Annotated in this window: 16 protein-coding genes; 4 read left to right on the top strand and 12 right to left on the bottom strand. The window is 41.9% G+C overall.

What is annotated here, in order from left to right; translation table 11 throughout:
* Positions 1 to 241: 241 nt before the first annotated feature.
* Positions 242 to 1,099, bottom strand: a complete 858-nt coding sequence (locus CWC28_RS02420) for a tetratricopeptide repeat protein (protein WP_063702274.1) — start codon at positions 1,097 to 1,099, stop codon at positions 242 to 244.
* A gap of 83 nt (positions 1,100 to 1,182) precedes the next feature.
* Between CWC28_RS02420 and CWC28_RS02415 the strand changes: the two genes are divergently transcribed.
* Positions 1,183 to 2,496, top strand: coding sequence for a M20 metallopeptidase family protein (locus CWC28_RS02415; protein WP_063702272.1), 1,314 nt, complete (start codon positions 1,183 to 1,185; stop codon positions 2,494 to 2,496).
* A 1-nt stretch (position 2,497) separates the two neighbouring features.
* Here the strand turns inward: CWC28_RS02415 and CWC28_RS02410 are convergent, their stop codons facing one another.
* The 4 genes from CWC28_RS02410 to pomA all read right to left on the bottom strand — a co-directional run bounded on the left by CWC28_RS02410 (position 2,498) and on the right by pomA (position 6,775).
* The gene (locus CWC28_RS02410; RefSeq protein WP_063702270.1) at positions 2,498 to 4,408 is read right to left on the bottom strand and encodes a DNA topoisomerase III; all 1,911 of its coding nucleotides are present in this window, start codon (positions 4,406 to 4,408) and stop codon (positions 2,498 to 2,500) included.
* Between the two features lie 66 nt (positions 4,409 to 4,474).
* Positions 4,475 to 4,951, bottom strand: a complete 477-nt coding sequence (locus CWC28_RS02405; protein WP_063702268.1) for a hypothetical protein — start codon at positions 4,949 to 4,951, stop codon at positions 4,475 to 4,477.
* A 129-nt stretch (positions 4,952 to 5,080) separates the two neighbouring features.
* The gene (locus CWC28_RS02400; RefSeq protein ID WP_063702266.1) at positions 5,081 to 6,004 is read right to left on the bottom strand and encodes a flagellar motor protein MotB; all 924 of its coding nucleotides are present in this window, start codon (positions 6,002 to 6,004) and stop codon (positions 5,081 to 5,083) included.
* A gap of 3 nt (positions 6,005 to 6,007) precedes the next feature.
* Positions 6,008 to 6,775, bottom strand: coding sequence for a flagellar motor protein PomA (pomA, locus tag CWC28_RS02395; RefSeq protein ID WP_063702264.1), 768 nt, complete (start codon positions 6,773 to 6,775; stop codon positions 6,008 to 6,010).
* A 272-nt stretch (positions 6,776 to 7,047) separates the two neighbouring features.
* Between pomA and xseB the strand changes: the two genes are divergently transcribed.
* The 3 genes from xseB to dxs all read left to right on the top strand — a co-directional run bounded on the left by xseB (position 7,048) and on the right by dxs (position 10,134).
* Positions 7,048 to 7,290 carry an exodeoxyribonuclease VII small subunit gene (xseB, locus tag CWC28_RS02390; protein ID WP_054552565.1) on the top strand — a complete coding sequence of 81 codons (243 nt, stop codon included), beginning with the start codon at positions 7,048 to 7,050 and terminating at the stop codon, positions 7,288 to 7,290.
* A gap of 4 nt (positions 7,291 to 7,294) precedes the next feature.
* A complete protein-coding gene (gene ispA / locus CWC28_RS02385) occupies positions 7,295 to 8,182 on the top strand; it encodes a (2E,6E)-farnesyl diphosphate synthase (protein WP_063702262.1) in 888 nt (295 codons plus the stop codon).
* Positions 8,183 to 8,271: 89 nt separating this feature from the next.
* Positions 8,272 to 10,134 (top strand): 1-deoxy-D-xylulose-5-phosphate synthase, encoded by a 1,863-nt coding sequence (gene dxs / locus CWC28_RS02380; RefSeq protein ID WP_063702260.1) that lies wholly within the window; start codon positions 8,272 to 8,274, stop codon positions 10,132 to 10,134.
* A 60-nt stretch (positions 10,135 to 10,194) separates the two neighbouring features.
* Here the strand turns inward: dxs and CWC28_RS02375 are convergent, their stop codons facing one another.
* The 7 genes from CWC28_RS02375 to CWC28_RS02345 form a co-directional block, all read right to left on the bottom strand.
* Positions 10,195 to 13,281, bottom strand: coding sequence for a ligand-binding sensor domain-containing diguanylate cyclase (locus tag CWC28_RS02375; protein ID WP_063702258.1), 3,087 nt, complete (start codon positions 13,279 to 13,281; stop codon positions 10,195 to 10,197).
* 33 nt (positions 13,282 to 13,314) lie between these two features.
* On the bottom strand, positions 13,315 to 13,800 hold the full coding sequence (locus CWC28_RS02370; RefSeq protein ID WP_063702255.1) for a phosphatidylglycerophosphatase A family protein: 486 nt from the start codon (positions 13,798 to 13,800) through the stop codon (positions 13,315 to 13,317).
* Positions 13,797 to 14,771: a thiamine-phosphate kinase gene (gene thiL / locus CWC28_RS02365; protein ID WP_063702253.1), complete on the bottom strand. Its 975-nt coding sequence runs from the start codon at positions 14,769 to 14,771 to the stop codon at positions 13,797 to 13,799. The genes CWC28_RS02370 and thiL overlap by 4 nt, the downstream gene beginning before the upstream one ends.
* 44 nt (positions 14,772 to 14,815) lie before the next feature.
* On the bottom strand, positions 14,816 to 15,226 hold the full coding sequence (nusB, locus tag CWC28_RS02360) for a transcription antitermination factor NusB (RefSeq protein ID WP_063702251.1): 411 nt from the start codon (positions 15,224 to 15,226) through the stop codon (positions 14,816 to 14,818).
* Between the two features lie 15 nt (positions 15,227 to 15,241).
* Positions 15,242 to 15,706 (bottom strand): 6,7-dimethyl-8-ribityllumazine synthase, encoded by a 465-nt coding sequence (gene ribH, locus CWC28_RS02355; protein ID WP_036966328.1) that lies wholly within the window; start codon positions 15,704 to 15,706, stop codon positions 15,242 to 15,244.
* A 105-nt stretch (positions 15,707 to 15,811) separates the two neighbouring features.
* Positions 15,812 to 16,927 carry a bifunctional 3,4-dihydroxy-2-butanone-4-phosphate synthase/GTP cyclohydrolase II gene (gene ribBA / locus CWC28_RS02350; protein WP_063702249.1) on the bottom strand — a complete coding sequence of 372 codons (1,116 nt, stop codon included), beginning with the start codon at positions 16,925 to 16,927 and terminating at the stop codon, positions 15,812 to 15,814.
* A 42-nt stretch (positions 16,928 to 16,969) separates the two neighbouring features.
* Complete coding sequence (locus CWC28_RS02345) at positions 16,970 to 17,623, bottom strand: riboflavin synthase (protein WP_063702246.1); 654 nt, start codon at positions 17,621 to 17,623, stop codon at positions 16,970 to 16,972.
* Between the last annotated feature and the right edge of the window lie 2 nt (positions 17,624 to 17,625).

Here is a 17,625-nt window from a genome sequence, read left to right as displayed (position 1 = left end):
GTGGATGCGCATTATAGGGATGCGAAGAATTAACGCAAGCACTTTTTGTAGAAAACTACTAAAAACTTACCTTTCGCGCAAAAAACAAGCTAAAGGCAGTAAAAAACACAGTTTACTGTACAAAATACAGCCAACTTTTCTCGAGAGGATCTTAAGTATTATCGAAATTAGGTAATACGCAAGTTTTTAAATAAAAAAAGCGCCACAATTTTTAATGGCGCTTTTATCAATCAATAATGGATTAGTACAAGATACTATATAACTTACGGCGATACTTAGATGCCAAGGCATCGCCATCAGGTAAAGAAGCGATAATTTCTAGATAGCTTGGTTTTGCATCTGCGTAATTAAGATCTTTTTTAAGTACATTAAATAACATCTCTAAAGCTTCTTCTTTACGACCCGCACTATTAAGTGCATTACTTAGTTCTACTTTTATCTCTAAATCATTTGGGTATTTTTCAGCTTTCGTTTGTAGTGCTTTTATTTCAGGTGAATCTGTTGCAGCTAATGCTTGTTCACACTTTGCTTGAATATTTGTGAAATACGCATCTCGTTCATTTTCTGCAACTGAAGCTAACAATGCTTGCGCATCTTCTAATTTATGTATTTGAATACAGATATCAGCTAATACTAATTTTACACGCGTATGGCTTGGATCTAACTCGTAAGCCTGCTTTGCGTAATTAAAGGCATTATTTAAATCTTGATTAATTAACGCTTGTTTAGCTTGCTCTAATAATAACTCGTGCTGTGCTGGTAAATGTTTTGCAAGCGCATCACGAATTTGCTGTTCTGTTTGAGCACCCGGTAACATATCGACAGGTGCAGAATCTTTTAACATCACAAGTGTTGGTAATGCTTGTAAACCAATTTGTTGAGCAAGTTGCCCAGCAAGAGCTTGCTCAATATCACAATCTAATGTTGCTACCAATAAATGCTCACCATATTCATGTGCGATTTTTTCTAAAATAGCAGCTTGCTGATGACACTCAGGATTTTGCGCAGAGTAAAAAGTAAGTAACACTAATTTTTCAGCGGATGTTTCACCCAAAGCTTGCTGCAAATTTTGCGGGGTAAGATTTATCATATTATTCATTTGATTGATTGCACTATATAAGTATTTAGGTTTTTATATAGTGGCAAACATAACAATTACAAGTCCCACAGGTCGAGGTCATTATGAAATTATCTGCTATTTCTGCAGCTTTATTACTTCTTAGTCCATTCGCACAAGCAACAACACTAGATTTAAACCTTCAACAAACTATGCCTGAGATTGAAAAGCTCTATTTAGACTTGCATCAATCTCCTGAACTGTCGTACCACGAAAAACAAACAGGCCAAAAGATAGCAAAGCAATTAAAACAACTAGGCTTTACTGTTACAGATAATGTAGGGGGTTACGGCGTTGTTGGGATTTATGAAAATGGTGATGGCCCTACAATTATGATCCGCACTGATACTGACGGATTACCAATTGTTGAACAAACCGGTAAGCCTTACGCTTCTAAAGTAACCGTCACTAATGATACGGGTGCAACTGTTGGCGTAATGCATGGTTGTGGTCATGATATTCACATGAGTTCATTTATTGGCACAGCACAACAGTTAATGACCCACAAAGATCAGTGGCAAGGTACACTAATGATGGTCGCACAACCCGCAGAGGAAGTAGGCGGTGGTGCAAAAGCAATGCTTAAAGAAGGGCTCTTTACTAAGTACCCTACCCCAGACCATGTTATTGGGTTACATGTAAGTGCGAGTGTTCCAGCTGGTAAAGTCAGTATGAAAACTGAATATACGATGGCAAGTGTTGACTCTGTTGATATTACTGTAAAGGGTAAAGGCGGTCACGGTGCCTATCCTCATACAACAATAGACCCTGTTGTGATTGCTTCGCGCATTGTATTAGCACTACAAACAATTACGAGCCGTGAATTGTCACCATTAGAACCGTCTGTTATTACTGTTGGCTCAATTCATGGTGGCTCTAAACACAATGTCATTTCAGATGAAGTAAAACTACAACTGACACTGCGCAGTTATAACCCTGAAGTTCGTTTACAACAAATCGCGGCGATTAAACGAATTTCTAAAGGCATAGCATTAAGTGCTGGCCTTGATGAAAGCTTAGCGCCTGAAGTCTATGTACATGAAGACGAATCAATTCCTTCAACTTATAATAATCCAGCTCAAACCAACCTAGTGCGTTCAGCAATTGCTAACGCTATTGGTGAAGAGAATGTACTTGAAACTGAAGCTGTCATGGCAGGTGAAGACTTTGGTCTTTATGGTCGTACAGAGCAGCACGTACCAATTACTTTGTTTTGGTTAGGTGGTGTTGAACCGAGTCAATATGATGCAGCAATGCAATCTGGCGCAACATTACCTTCATTACACTCAAGTAAGTTTGCGCCTGATTACAAGAAGGCGCTTCCTACTGGCATTACAGCGATGAGTAACGCCGCGGTTGCCCTATTCAACAAAAAGTAGTTTAGGCTGACTTGGCTCTAGGCTTAGCTTTTCTTTTAAAACGTCGCTTTTGCGGCGTTTTTGGTAATTGGGCGAATACTTGACTGTCGCACTGCTTTGCTTGCTCAACTAAAGCATGCAGCTCTGCTAGTAATGGCGTTAAAAACTGCTGATAACTCATATGTTGCTCAGCTATATTCCCTAACGACGCTTCCCACTTAGCTGTTAAGTCAGGGCTAGCAAGCTGCTCTGGTAATGTACTTATGAGAGCTTTACCTGTTGCGGTAGCTAGAATGTTTTTACCCTGACGCTCTAAAAAGCGGCGTTTGAATAAAAGTTCAAGAATACCTGCCCGTGTAGCCTCAGTGCCTAAGCCATCAGTTTCTTTGAGGATCTTTTTAATTTCAGGGTCTTTCACATAGCGGCTGATACCTGTCATAGCACTTAATAAGGTAGCATCAGTAAAGTGTGCTGGCGGTGTTGTCATTTTATCTACCACTTCACCTTGATTACAATGCAGCTGCTGACCTTTTTCAAGTGGCGGTAAGGTCTGCTCATCTTTTAATTCGGTTTTGCCCATTAATGCTTTGAAGCCTAAGCTAACATCTTGCTTAGCCGCTGCTTTAAAAAGCCCACCCGCAATTTCGACCGTTACTTTGGTTTCGTTAAATAGATAGTCTGGATAAAACTGAATTAAATAATGACGGCAGATCAACCGATAGATTTTTTGTTCATCACTATTTAATGAGGCTGAGCGAAGTTGTTTTTCGGTAGGAACAATGGCGTGGTGAGCTGCAACCTTACTATCATTAAAACATTTACTCCGCTTACTCATATCGGCTTGCTTGCAAGCTTCACTTGCTTGCCCTTCATTATTCGCAATAGCAGCAATAATTTTAGCTGCATCTTTATGATGCTCTTTTGGTAAATAGCGATTATCTGAACGAGGATACGTAATTAACTTATGACGTTCATATAAACTTTGACAGGTATCGAGCACCTTTTGCGCTGGCATTGAAAATGCTTTTGCCGCATCAATTTGTAAAGCGGATAAATTATAAGGTAGCGGGGCTTGTTGCTTTTTTTGCTTTTGCTCAAGCTCAGCTACTTTAGCTGGCTGATTAGTTATTCGTGATACAACATTTTCAGCAAGCCCTCTATGCAATACTCTACCCTCTTCATCTTGATAAGGTTCGCAAGCTTTACTTGGTTGCCACTTAGCAGAAAATGTTTGCTGCTGCTCTGTTTCAAGGTGTGCTAAAACTTCGTAAAAAGGTTTTGCTACAAAATTAGCGATTTCATTATCACGATTAACGACTAAACCTAAGATAGGCGTTTGTACACGCCCAACAGATAACACATTACCAAATCCAGCTTTTTGCCCAGCAAGCGTATAAGCGCGAGTTAAATTCATGCCAAATAACCAATCGGCACGTGAGCGAGCTAAGGCTGATACGCTCAAGGGAATAAAATCGCGATTCGACTTTAAGTTATTCAGTGCTTTTTTCACCGCACTTAAGTTTAAGTCGCTGATTAATAGTCGTTGAATTTGCTGTTTCTTAGCTTGGCTTAATTTGACCTGTTCAATTACCTCATCAACCAATAACTGGCCTTCGCGATCAGGGTCGCCAGCATGAACAATTATGTTTGCCTGCTTAATTAGCTTTTTTAATACAGTAAGTTGTTTGCGTGTTTTTGCTTTAGGTTTTAATTGCCATTGTTCTGGCACGATAGGTAAGTGCTCAAATCGCCACTTTTTAAAACTTGCATCGTAATCATCTGGCTCTGCTTGTTCAAGCAAATGACCAATACACCAAGAAACACAATCACCATTAGCAAGCTCTATATAACCATCCTGTTTTTTTTGTGGTTTAGGCAATGCATCTGCAATGGCTCGCGCCAAGGACGGTTTTTCGGCAATGTAAAGTTTCATAACGCAACACTAAATACTGTTTTTATAAACAGTAGTCTAGCACAAGAATTTTAACTAAGGAATGACTTACGTCTGCGGGCTACGTCGAGTAAAAAGGTAAATGAGGGGTAGATAGCAGACGACCACAGTCCCAATATTGATTAGCGGTAGCAGGGTCTTATACATGTAAGTGCTGTATGACAAATCCCACAGATGGCGGTCAACTAAACGAAACAATTGCAAAATGGGCGCCATTATAACAACAAGTTGCCCCAAAGCACTTTGCCATAAGTAAACTTTATCTTTAATACCTAAGTAAGCAATGACAGCCATCCAAGCAATATCATTAAAAGCCCAAACGACATAGCGCCAGATATAAATGTCATCAAATGCTTTTAAAGCAGAATAAATAAGAGTCCCGTATAGGAAGAAAGCGGCTGTGATAACAGCAAAGTAAAATGCAGGCCAGTCTTTACGAAGATAAAAAATAATAATAGCTGGGCTCAAAATGAACACCCAGCTATTGCTCAAAATAACTCTAATTTGTTCAAACCAATCAGGCACAATAAAGCGTCTTAATCAGTTTTATCATCATCACCGCCATCACCATTGCCTGGCATGTAGCTATATTTATCAACTTTTTTCATTTTTATACTCCATTACATGTGTTAATGAAGTTTCACTTTAATTGATTTACGGCCTTACATCAATAGGGTCAGATTCGTGTGCTTTGCCTTGCATGATAGAGATTTCAACACGGCGATTTCGTTTACGATCTTCATCGGTCACATTCGGTACAAGGGGCCTTGTTTCAGCATGCCCTACCACGACCATTCGTGACTTATCAAAGCCTGGTGCTTTTTCCATTTCACTGGCGACTGCCACTGCGCGTTTTGATGATAAATCCCAGTTATTCGTATAAAGCTCATTCGATACTTGGAAATCATCAGTATGCCCTGACACGGTAATTTCGCCCGGCACATCTTTTAACAGCGTGGCGATATCTCGAATAATCGGTTTAAATTTTGGCTGTAAAAACGCACTGCCAGACGGGAATGAACCATTTTCTCGAATGCGAATAATAATTTGTTGGCCTAATGACTCAAGCTCAATTGCCCCATCCATTATTTGCTGTTCTAGCTGCTGGGCAATTTTCTTCACAAGTTCATTTGTTTGTTCTTGATCAGCCGCAGAAATTGACTGTTCCAAGGCTTGTTGCTGAGCCGTACTTTGTGACTCACCACCACGCTTGTTACCGCGTTGCTCTTGACGACCACCGGCAGAGCTTTCGTCGCCGGCCTGAAACTCAAGCATTTGCTGCGTCATTTCTACGGTTTGTTGTTGAATCGTTTCAATTGGAGTGGGTTCAGGCTTACCAGGCGTGAACTCCATGGCAATGACTGAGGTTCCTTTAGGAATATCTTTTACTTCTATTTTATTTTGTACACCGAAAGCAAACTTCATAGAGCCGGCAATTTGCTTGAACTTCAGTACATCCATTTCAGAGAAGGCAAGTAAGAGTACAAAGAAACACATTAATAGTGACATTAAATCTGCGAAAGTTCCCATCCAAGCAGGTAAGCCTGGTGGTGGGCATTTGCACTCTTGATCAGACATCCCCTACTCCTCGGTATCAACTTTACGTTTTGATTCAGCCAAGTAGTTTTTCAAGATACCTTCAATCACTTTCGGGTTTTGGCCATCTTGAATACCCAGTACTGCATCAAGAATTAAGCGTTGGTTAAGCGCTTCCTCATCTTTACGCAGCTCTAGTTTTACCTGAATAGGAATAGCAACAACGTTTGCTAAGAAAGCACCATAAAGTGTTGTTAAAAGAGCAACCGCCATTGCAGGACCGATTGCTTTAGGGTCATCCATGTTTGACAACATAGCAACCAGACCGATCAGTGTACCGATCATCCCCATCGCTGGAGCGATATCGGCGAGGGACTTAAATAAGCCTGCACCAATTTCATGGCGAGTAGCAGTAAGGGAAATATCTTTTTGCAGTGTAGCTCGTACCACATCAGCATCATGACCATCCACTAACATATCAACCCCTTTACGCATAAAGCCGTTAGGGATTTCGGCTTCTTCTAATGCTAAGAAACCACCTTTACGTGCTGAGTCAGCTAATTCTACTGCTTTTTCGATTAATTCTTCTGGCGATTCAATTTTGAACATAAAGGCTTTCGCAGCGACCTTACCAATGCCCAAAAATTGCCCCATAGTGAAATTCGATAATACGATAAAAATCGAACCACCAAATACAATGACCACCGAAGGCGTGTTGTAAAACATTGCAACTTGGCCGTCACTACTTAACACCATCGACATAGCAATTAAGCCTATGGCACCAAGAATACCTATTATGGTTGCTAAATCCACATACCCCTCCAGAGGAACAATTACACGACACCCATAGGCATCAAATTTTTATTATTAACTGCTTATCGGCAAGCAATTGAAATACTTAAATCATTAAATGAATTAATTTTATTTTAATGTAAGATTTTTAAGCTACAAGTTTAAGCTGTATCTAAAACCGTAAAAATAGCATATTGAAAATGGATTATGCGTAAAAAAACACATCATTCTTTGACCTAGTTTAGCATTCCCCCTAAAATTGGCCTCACTTTCTAACAGCTATCGAGGCCACAATGGCAACAAAGAAACCAGAAAACTTAAGCTTTGAAGAAGCACTGGATGAATTATCTCAAATTGTTGCACAAATGGAGCAAGGTGAACTGTCGCTAGAGCAGTCACTAAAACAGTTTGAACGCGGCATTGCGCTGGCGAATGCTTCATCTGGTAAGTTACAACAAGCCGAACAAAAGGTTGCCATTTTAATGGGCAACGATAGCCAAGCGCCTCTTAGCAATTTTGATTCAAACCTGGACTAATTAAGTGCAATTAAAAGAACAACTACAACGCGCTCGAGAAGACGTTGAAGCACATTTAAATCGCTATTTCGAACGACCACTTAATACCGAAAAAACCATCAAAGAAGCCACGCATTATGGTGTTTTAAATGGTGGTAAGCGCTTACGTCCCTACCTTGTTTATGCAACTGGCCGAATGATGGGCGCAGACAAAGCCGATCTTGATATTCTTGCCGCTGCTATTGAGTGTATTCATAGCTACTCATTAGTCCATGATGACCTACCTGCCATGGATGATGATGACTTAAGACGTGGCCGTCCTACCTGTCATATTGTTTACGGGGAAGCGCAAGCCATACTTGCCGGAGATGCATTACAAACACTGGCATTTGATTTAATCGCCAACCATCAATTTGCAGTTTCAGCTACGCAACAAGTAAAAATGATAGCCTCGTTAAGCAAAGCCTCAGGTATTGAGGGTATGGTAGGTGGACAAGCACTGGATATCGAAGCGACCGATAAACAAATTACTGTTGAACAGCTGGAGCGCATTCACCAGCTAAAAACAGGCGCATTACTTAATTGTGCAATTACACTTGGTGCGTTGTGTGCTAAAAATTGCGATGAACATACCCTCGCGCAATTAAACCTATTTGGCCAAGCAATAGGACTGGCTTTTCAGGTACAAGACGATATCCTTGATGTAGAAGCTGATACTGAAACATTGGGTAAACCACAAGGTTCAGATATTGCAGCTAATAAAGCAACTTACCCTGCTTTATTAGGTATGGCTGGCGCAAAGCAAAAAGCACAAGATTTACTGGCTCAAGCTCATCAAGCTCTTGAGGCAATTGATTACGACACCAGCGAACTGGCGAGCCTTGCTAGCTATATCGTTGAACGTAATTATTAATGCCTACAAAAGAAAGACAAAATAACTAAAAAATCAGAGCAGCAATGGGCTATAATGCACTCTGGTTAGCGAAGGATGTATAAAAAATCATGACACTTGATAGTAGCAAGTATCCATTATTAAGTTTGGTTGACGAACCAGCACAACTGCGTGATTTAGCGCAAGACAAGTTACCTGCGTTTAGTAAAGAGTTACGCGAATACCTACTTAACTCGGTTTCGCAAAGTAGTGGTCATTTAGCATCAGGTTTAGGCACTGTTGAACTAACAGTTGCGCTGCATTATGTTTATAACACTCCTGAAGATCGTTTAGTATGGGATGTGGGTCATCAAGCATACCCGCACAAAATCTTAACGGGTCGCCGTGACCAAATGCATACTATCCGTCAAAAAGACGGTTTGCACCCTTTCCCATTCCGTGAAGAAAGCCCTTACGACACTTTCAGTGTTGGCCATTCGAGCACCTCAATTTCAGCAGCCTTAGGCATGGCCATTGCCGCTGAAAAAGAAGGTAAAGATCGTAAAACTGTAGCGGTTATTGGCGATGGTGCGATTACGGCGGGTATGGCATTTGAAGCAATGAATCACATGGGTGATGTAAACCCTAACGTGTTAATTATCTTAAACGATAATGAAATGTCGATTTCAGAAAACGTAGGTGCACTAAATAATCACTTTGCTCGTATTTTATCTGGTAGTTTCTACACCAATATTCGTGAAGGCAGTAAAAAGCTGCTTTCAGGTTTACCGCCAGTGAAAGAACTTGCTAGCCGCATGGAAGAACACTTAAAAGGTATGGTCATTCCAGGCACGTTCTTTGAAGAATTAGGCCTAAACTACATCGGCCCAATTGATGGTCATGATGTAAATATGTTGGTTGATACCTTACGTAATATGCGTAACCTTAAAGGCCCGCAGTTACTGCATATTAAAACGCAAAAAGGTAAAGGTTATAAGCCTGCTGAAGCGGATCCAATTGGTTACCATGGTGTACCAAAATTTGATCCGAGCATGTCAAAATTACCAAAATCAAAACCAGGCGCTGCCACATTCTCAAATGTGTTTGGTGACTGGTTATGTGATATGGCAGCACAAGACGACAAGCTAATGGCAATTACCCCAGCGATGCGTGAAGGCTCAGGCATGGTACGTTTTTCAAAAGAGTATCCAGCTCAATACTTTGATGTGGCGATTGCAGAGCAACATGCTGTAACGCTTGCTGCTGGCTTTGCATGTGAAGGTTTGAAGCCTGTTGTTGCTATTTATTCAAGCTTTTTACAACGTGCGTACGATCAACTTATCCACGATGTAGCATTACAAAACTTACCTGTTTTATTTGCTATTGACCGTGCTGGTATTGTTGGTGCAGATGGTGAAACTCACCAAGGTGCTTATGACTTAAGCTTTATGCGCTGTATTCCTAATATGGTTATCATGGCACCAAGCGACACGAACGAGTGCCGTCAAATGCTTTATACTGGTTACCAATGCAATCAACCTGTCGCTGTTCGTTACCCGCGTGGTAGTGCAGGCACGTGTGAGGTTGAATCAACCATGAGTGCGATTGAAATTGGTAAAGCGCGTAGTATCAAACAAGGTAGCAAAGTGGCCATCTTGTCGTTCGGTACGCTTTTAGAGAACGCCAAAGTAGCTGCAGAAGCGCTTAACGCAACAGTCATTGATATGCGCTTTATCAAACCGCTTGATACTGATGCTATTAGTGAGTTACTTAATAACCATGATGTGATTGTTACCTTAGAAGACAACGCCATTGCTGGCGGTGCAGGTTCTGCTGTGAATGAATACTTAGCTGCAATTAAAGCAAATGTGACTATCTTGAACTTAGGTATTCCAGATGAATTCATTAAGCATGGTACGCAAGATGAAATGCATGCCGAAATGGGCCTAGATGCAAATGGTATCTTAACTCGCATCAAAGAGTTCATGGCTTAAGCCAAACACCATTCACAAAAAAGGAGCCTTAAGGCTCCTTTTTTAATACCAATAGAAACGCTAGCGCATCCAAATTTTAATATCGGCTAAGCCATTAGCTTGTAGTGCACTAAGTTGCTGATCAACATTGTTGCTTTGCTCGAACTCAAACGCATCTAATTGCTCATCAAAGGTAATATTTGCAACGCCATCGCCACCGCGCTTTTTAACTTGGTGCAGTGCGATATCGGCAAGGTTAACTGAGGTTTCCCAACCAATAACTTGGCCACCCAATAAAGGTAATGGGTAGAAAGACCAGCCAATCGACGCAGTAATGGTGGTCGATTCTCCATTCGGTAATCTAAATAGGTTTGCTGCAATTGCTTCACATAAATCGGCCACATAATTGTCTATCGCTGTGCGTTTGAAGTCACGTAGTAAGAGTAAAAACTCATCGCCACTCCAGCGTGCAACATAGTCAGAACCTTGAGTACGACTATTCAATAAAGTCGCCATTTGTTGTAAACAGCTATCGCCAGCAAGGGGGCCATACGCATCATTAATGCGACTGAAGTTATCAAAGTTAATTATCAATAGAACGAGCGACTTACCCTGCGCTTGCAATGACTGCGAGTTACGCTGGAAGTGTTCGATATCTTTAGGGAGCTGATCAAATAAGAAGCGGCGACTACGTAACCCTGTAAGCTCATCTGAGTGACTAACTAACTTAAGCTGTGAATTCACTTGGTTAAGCTTATCGTTGGCTTCTCGAAGCTCTACGGTTCGTTCTGTTACTAAGCTTTCAAGCGCTAATTGCTTACGTTTCTCTTGCGCTCTAAATACCCAAAATACAAGGTAGAACAGTAAAATAAAGCTACTGGTGATCAAGAGTCTAAAATAAATAGTCTCATCAAAACGGCGCGGCACTACAAAGCTGTACTCAGTACGACGTGCTTTTTGCCAATCTTCACCACGGCGCTTTGCTTCAAGTTGGAATAAAAACGACCCTGGCGGTAAGTTGGTATAAATTGCCTCACGACGAGTATTGGCATAACGCCAATCACTGTCTAAGCCACTTAAGCGATAGCGGAACTCGATACTTGAAGGGGCATAATAATCAATCGCGGTGTATTTTAACGTTACATCGCGTTCATCAATTTGCAGCTGTGGTTTATCACCTAAGGTTGCGGTACTTAAATGACGAAGCGGCGTGATCAAGCTTTCAATACGTGGCTTAAGTGCTTGAACACCAAAAAGCTCAACGCTCTTAGGTATTTCTACCACACCTTGTAAGCTTGGGTACCAAATAGAGTTACCCGTGTCTGCTACAGCATCGTGGCCAAGGCCGGCACAACATTGACTGGCTTTACCATCTAGTTGGCGGTCAAACGATGAAATCACTTGTTCTACTTTTAAGCTCTCGATATCTGTACCAAACTGCTCTACCGGCATGCGGTATACGCCTTTCATGGTGCTGACCCAGATACGTTTTAATTGCTTATCGTAAACCAGACTAAAAATAGAGCCATAAGGTAGACCATCGGTCGCATCTAACTGACGCCATTGGCCTTTGGTACTGCGATAAAATAAACCATCGTTAAGTGAGCCAATTAATATACCCACCCCTTCAATATTCAAAATACTGGTGACGTAGGCACTTTCTAAGCTAGTTTGGTCGCCAATTTTTTCAATACCGCGGTCGGTAAAGTAATACGCCCCTTTACTGGTGCCAATTAAGCCAAAGTTTTGCTCATCCAGAACATAGGTAATAAATTTACTACTTAAGAAGGCATTGTATGCAAAAGGTGTTAAACCACCATAACTTAAGCGGTACATTCCGCGGCCTGTACCTAGCCAAAAACCGCCTTTGCTAGAACGGCTAATTGCGAATACTGGGTTATCGCGCAGTGCTCGCCCCGGCACCGTATACAAGTTTTGGTTTTCGTAATAAAACACACCGCGGCCTGTTGCGATGTACAAACGATCACCATCAAATTGTAAGTCGTGTACCGCAGCTCGACCAAATTGATTACTCGGAATTTGATTTACAAAATTCTTGTTGTAATCGAAGTAGCCGACACCGCTGCGGTTAGCTACCCATAATTTGCCATCAGGTGCTTGGCTAATCGCCATCACCGCTTCGGTCATATTTGAGATAGCTGAGTGACGCTCAATACGCCCCTCGTGAGCAAGCCATAAGCCTTCACTGAAGCTTGCCAGCCAAATGTTATTTTGATTGTCACGGAAAATATCGGCAAACCAAATGCTTTGATCGAGCTGGCTTGGCTCAACCCATTGCCAATCCCCTGAGTTATCACGAAATAACAGTCGGCCGTAAGTCGAAATCCAGAGCGCCCCATCAGAGTCACTCATAAATTTATAAACGGCAGAGTTACTCGCATTGGGCAGTGGGAATGGACGCAGCTCGTCATCTAAATCAAGAAAGTAGGCACCCAGCTCTGAGGCAAGGTATAAGTTACCTTCAAGCCACGCCATATCATGAATAATGGTTTGTGCTAAACGCTCAGGTAATGAAACCTTGGCAGTAAGCTCTAATCGTAATTTAGCAAAGTCAGATGAAGTATTGGTTAAACGCAATAAATGGCGCTCATTGACCAGCCAAATGCCTTCTGGCGATAATGCCATTTGACTCACCGAACCAACAATTTGCGTAATAGCGGTGGCATTGGAGACCGGTACAATTAACGCGGAGTTTTGATTGAGTGTGACTTGATTTCGAGCAACATAATAAAGGCCATTGGCTGCAATCCAAATGCTGCCTTTGGAATCTTCGAGAATATCGCGAACCGGGCCTTTTACATTAAAGGTCTGCGACATCATGGTCTTAGGGTCCAGTGTTACCAAGCCATTTTTGGTACCAACCCAAAGTAACCCTGTGCTATCGACTAATAGTTTATTAATACCATTACTTGGCAGGAAGTCGCTGTTTTGCGTATTGAAGTTAGTGAACGTGTTACCATCAAAGCGGCTTAGACCAAACTGGGTACCCAGCCACATATAGCCTTGCTCATCTTGGGCAATACTTTTTAAGGATTGTGATGGCAAGCCATTTTGGATGTTCCACTGTTTGACCACATACTCTGTGATAGATGCAAACGCAGGCATGCTGCAAAACACCAACAAACAGACAACTAGAAATCGCATCATATACTTGCCACCAAGTAACACTTAACTCATCGTTTAAAAAGGTAAATAACCAGCTTTAAACAAGGCTTGAACACAAATTAATGAAAAAACACCTGCTAAAATATCATCAGCCATGATGCCCAAGCCACCGTGTAAACGTCTATCTAAAATTCGGATAGGACCTGGTTTAGCGATATCAAAAAAGCGGAACAATAAAAAACCCACCAACAGTGACTGCCAACTCAATGCAGCACCAATCATGGTGATATAATAACCAGCAACTTCATCCCAAACAATGGCTGGATGATCATGTACCCCTAAGTCATCTGCTGTTTTACCACATGCCCAAATACCAAACACGCTGATCACGATTGCAAACACAATCTGTAACCACAGCGGAAAGTACATCGTGGTGAAAATAAATGGCAAAGCAGCAAAAGTACCAAATGTGCCTGGCGCTTTAGGGGCAAGGCCTAAGCCAAAACCCAAACCAAAAAATTGGTGTGGGCGTTTTAAATTGAATAAACGGTTACTGCTCAAACCGGCTCCTTCGCGAAGTGCTGAAAGCCCTTTCCTTGATAGTTAAACTTTTCACCATCAAGTAATAGCTCAATCTCACCTTCGCCACTTTTAATTTGCCCAACACAACTTGCTTCAACACCATATTGGCGTAATTTCATATCAACCATGCTTTTATTGCTTTCAGGCACAGTAAACAGCAACTCGTAATCGTCACCGTAATTTAAGATATAATCAAACTGCTCGGCACGTGGAATCGACGAATTTAATGCATCAGAAACAGGCACTTTATCGACATTGATCACCGCACTAACTTGCGATAGCGCTAAAATATGGCCTAAATCTGCCAACAAGCCATCAGAAATATCGATAGCCGCAGAGGCCGCGCCTCGCAAAACCTGACCTGCTGCTACACGAGGCGTCGGATAATCAAAGCGATTATTTAAATAGCTTAAATGTTCAGGGGCAATATCAAGGCCTTGTTTACGGGCTTCAATAGCTACACCAGCATCACCTAATGGGCCTGTTACATAAATCCAATCGCCAACTTTAGCACCGCTACGGCGTAGTGCTTTGCCTTCAGGCACAATACCTTTAGCGCAGATTGTAATAGTTAAAGGGCCTTGGGTGGTATCACCACCAATGATTTGCACATTGAAGTACTCTGCAATTTCATGCATACCTTCAGTGAACTCTTCAAGCCACTCTATATTTACCTCAGGCAAGGTTAAGCCAACCGAAATCCACGTAGGTTCAGCGCCCATTGCCGCAAGATCACTTAAATTAACAGCTAACGCCCGATGCCCAAGGGCACGCGCAGAGATGTCATCAAAAAAGTGTACGCCCGCAACTAAGGTGTCTGTTGTTACCGCCAATTGACAGTTTTCAGGCACAGTTACTAAGGCACAATCGTCACCAATACCTAGGTTCACATCACGGCGAATAATGCCACGACCCTTAAAGTAACGATTGATTAGTTCAAATTCCTTCATACACAAAAAAGCCGGCCCAAGCCGGCTCTCCTTTACGGGGCTACTTACTTACGCAGCTCTTTAACTGCTTTATCAAGTACACCGTTGACAAACTTATGGCTGTCTTCAGCACCAAACATCTTCGCAAGCTCAATGCCTTCATTGATTGCCACTTTGTAAGGTACGTCTTCACGGAATTTCAGCTCATAGGCAGACAGACGTAAAATTGCTTTTTCGACCATGTCTAACTCATCTGCTGGGCGTGCTAAATGTGGCGCAACGATTTCATCTAATTGCTTACAGTTAACAACAACACCGCGTGCTAGGTCTTTGAAATATTCGACGTCGATCTTAGTCACATCATTTTCAATTAACATTTGCTGTTCAATATCAGCAATTGGGTTACCGCTTAACTGCCAAGAGTATACGGCTTGAAGTGCTAAGATACGTGCTTTACGTCTTGCTGCTGGTTTCACAGAGATTCCTTAAACTTAAATTTTGTCTAACACATTAACCATTTCAAGCGCGCCTAAAGCAGCTTCGCCGCCTTTATTACCCATTTTGGTACCTGCGCGCTCAATTGCTTGCTCAATGCTTTCAGTGGTTAATACGCCAAATGCAACCGGGATATCATACTCAAGAGATACTTGCGCAAGACCTTTGTTTGATTCGCCAGCGACTAAATCAAAGTGTGGTGTACCACCTCTGATCACTACGCCTAAAGCGATGATTGCATCGTGTTCTTTCTTTGCTGCAACGCGTTTCGCTGCTAAAGGTAATTCAACGGCACCTGGTACGTAAACAACAGTAATGTCGTCATCAGATACGCCACCTGTGCGCTTAAGCTCATCAACAGCACCTGCTAATAGGCTGCTACCAATAAAGTCATTAAAGCGAGAAATGACAATGGCAAATTTTTTGCCCGGTGCGTATTTGTTACCTTCAATAATTTTCATTTAATAACCCTAAAAAATAAGTTTAAGCGGTTGCGATTGCGCAAAAATTACGGCGCATAATACCACAAAAATATAAAAGTAGCCTAGAAAATCTGTTTTCCCTAATTAAGAGCGCGGCTCAACGTAGTCAACCACTTCTAAGTGGAAACCAGATAATGCATGGTACTTCTTAGGACGGCTCATTAAGCGCATCTTTTCAATACCTAAATCAGCCAAAATCTGAGACCCCACGCCCACTGTACGCGATGTACCTTGGAACTTTCGATGACTGACATTTTCGCCCGCATCTTCAGCAGCAAACGCTTTAACGGTTGCTTCTAAGTCTTCAGTTGATTCTTGTTTACCTAAAATAACCAGCACGCCGTTGTGCTCAGCGATATAAGCCATTGCATCTGATAAGCCCCAGCTACGATCAGCACTTCTATCTGATAATAGAATGTCGTTAAAGGTGCTTTGTAAGTGAACACGTACTAGCGTAGGTTCATCTTTCGATACTTCACCTTTTTGTAAAACATAGTGAAGCTGACCATCAATAGTGTCTTTGTAGGTCACTAAATCAAACTCACCGTGATCTGTTGGCAGTTTACATTTAGCAACGCGCTCAATGGTGGTTTCGTTTAGGTTTCGGTATTCGATTAAATCTGCAATAGTGCCAATCTTTAAGTCATGCTCTTTAGCAAATACTTCAAGATCTGGGCGACGAGCCATGGTGCCATCTGCATTTAAGATTTCAACAATTACAGATGAAGGCTCAAGACCTGCTAAACGCGCTAAATCACAACCTGCTTCGGTATGACCAGCACGTGTTAACACGCCACCTGGCTGCGCCATGATAGGAAAAATATGCCCTGGTTGTACAATATCGCTCGGCACGGCACCTTTAGCAATTGCCGCTTGCACTGTACGAGCACGGTCAGCTGCTGAAATACCCGTTGTTACGCCTTTCGCTGCTTCAATCGACATGGTGAAGTTAGTTGAAAAAGCAGCCCCGTTATTTTTCACCATTAACGGCAAATCTAACTGCTGACAACGCTCTTGTGTCATTGTTAAACAAATTAAACCACGACCATGTGTTGCCATAAAATTGATAGCATCAGCACTAATGTGCTCTGCTGCGATAATTAAATCGCCTTCATTTTCTCGGTCTTCATCGTCCATTAAAATAACCATTTTACCGGCTTTAATGTCATCGATAATTTCTTGCGCGCTGTGTAAATTCATAATGTGCCCATGAGAGTATGATTAATAGTGACGTATCTGTACTTATTTAATAAAGCCAGCTTGTGCGAGCAAGCTCATTGATATGTCTGAACGGGAAGGTTGTTCGGCCCCTTTTATTAGGCGCTCTAAATAGCGAGCAATCTGGTCAACTTCTAAGTTCACCTGAGTCCCCACCTGAAATTCTGCAATCGTAGTTTGCTCAGCAGTATGCGGAACAATCGTCAACTTAAAGCGATTTTGCTCGACCTCGTTGACCGTTAAGCTAATGCCATCAATACACACCGAACCTTTGTACGGAATATATTTCATTAAATCGCTATCTGTACTTAGCCAGTACTCTGTTGCACGAGCATTAGGGCTGATACTTTCAACGGTCGCAATACCATCAACATGGCCTGACACTAAGTGTCCACCTAAACGAGAAATAGGTTGCATGGCTTTTTCAAGATTAACTGTTTGCCCTTTTTTGTAATGAGCAAACCCAGTTAAGCTGATGGTTTCGTTTGATAAGTCAGCACTAAAACCATCGCTATGTTTAGCGACAACCGTTAAACACACACCGTTGGTGGCAATACTGTCACCGAGCTTGACGTCTTTCATATCCAAATTAGCGCTTTGAATACGAATAGCTAGATCACCTTGCTTTTGTGTTAGTTCAACAATTTTACCTGTTGCTTCAATAATTCCAGTAAACATAG

Source organism: Pseudoalteromonas sp. S4492 (assembly GCF_005886115.1).
Taxonomy (GTDB): domain Bacteria; phylum Pseudomonadota; class Gammaproteobacteria; order Enterobacterales; family Alteromonadaceae; genus Pseudoalteromonas; species Pseudoalteromonas gelatinilytica.
Note: the sequence above shows the minus strand (reverse complement) of the source record. Positions and strands in the feature narration are given on the sequence as shown.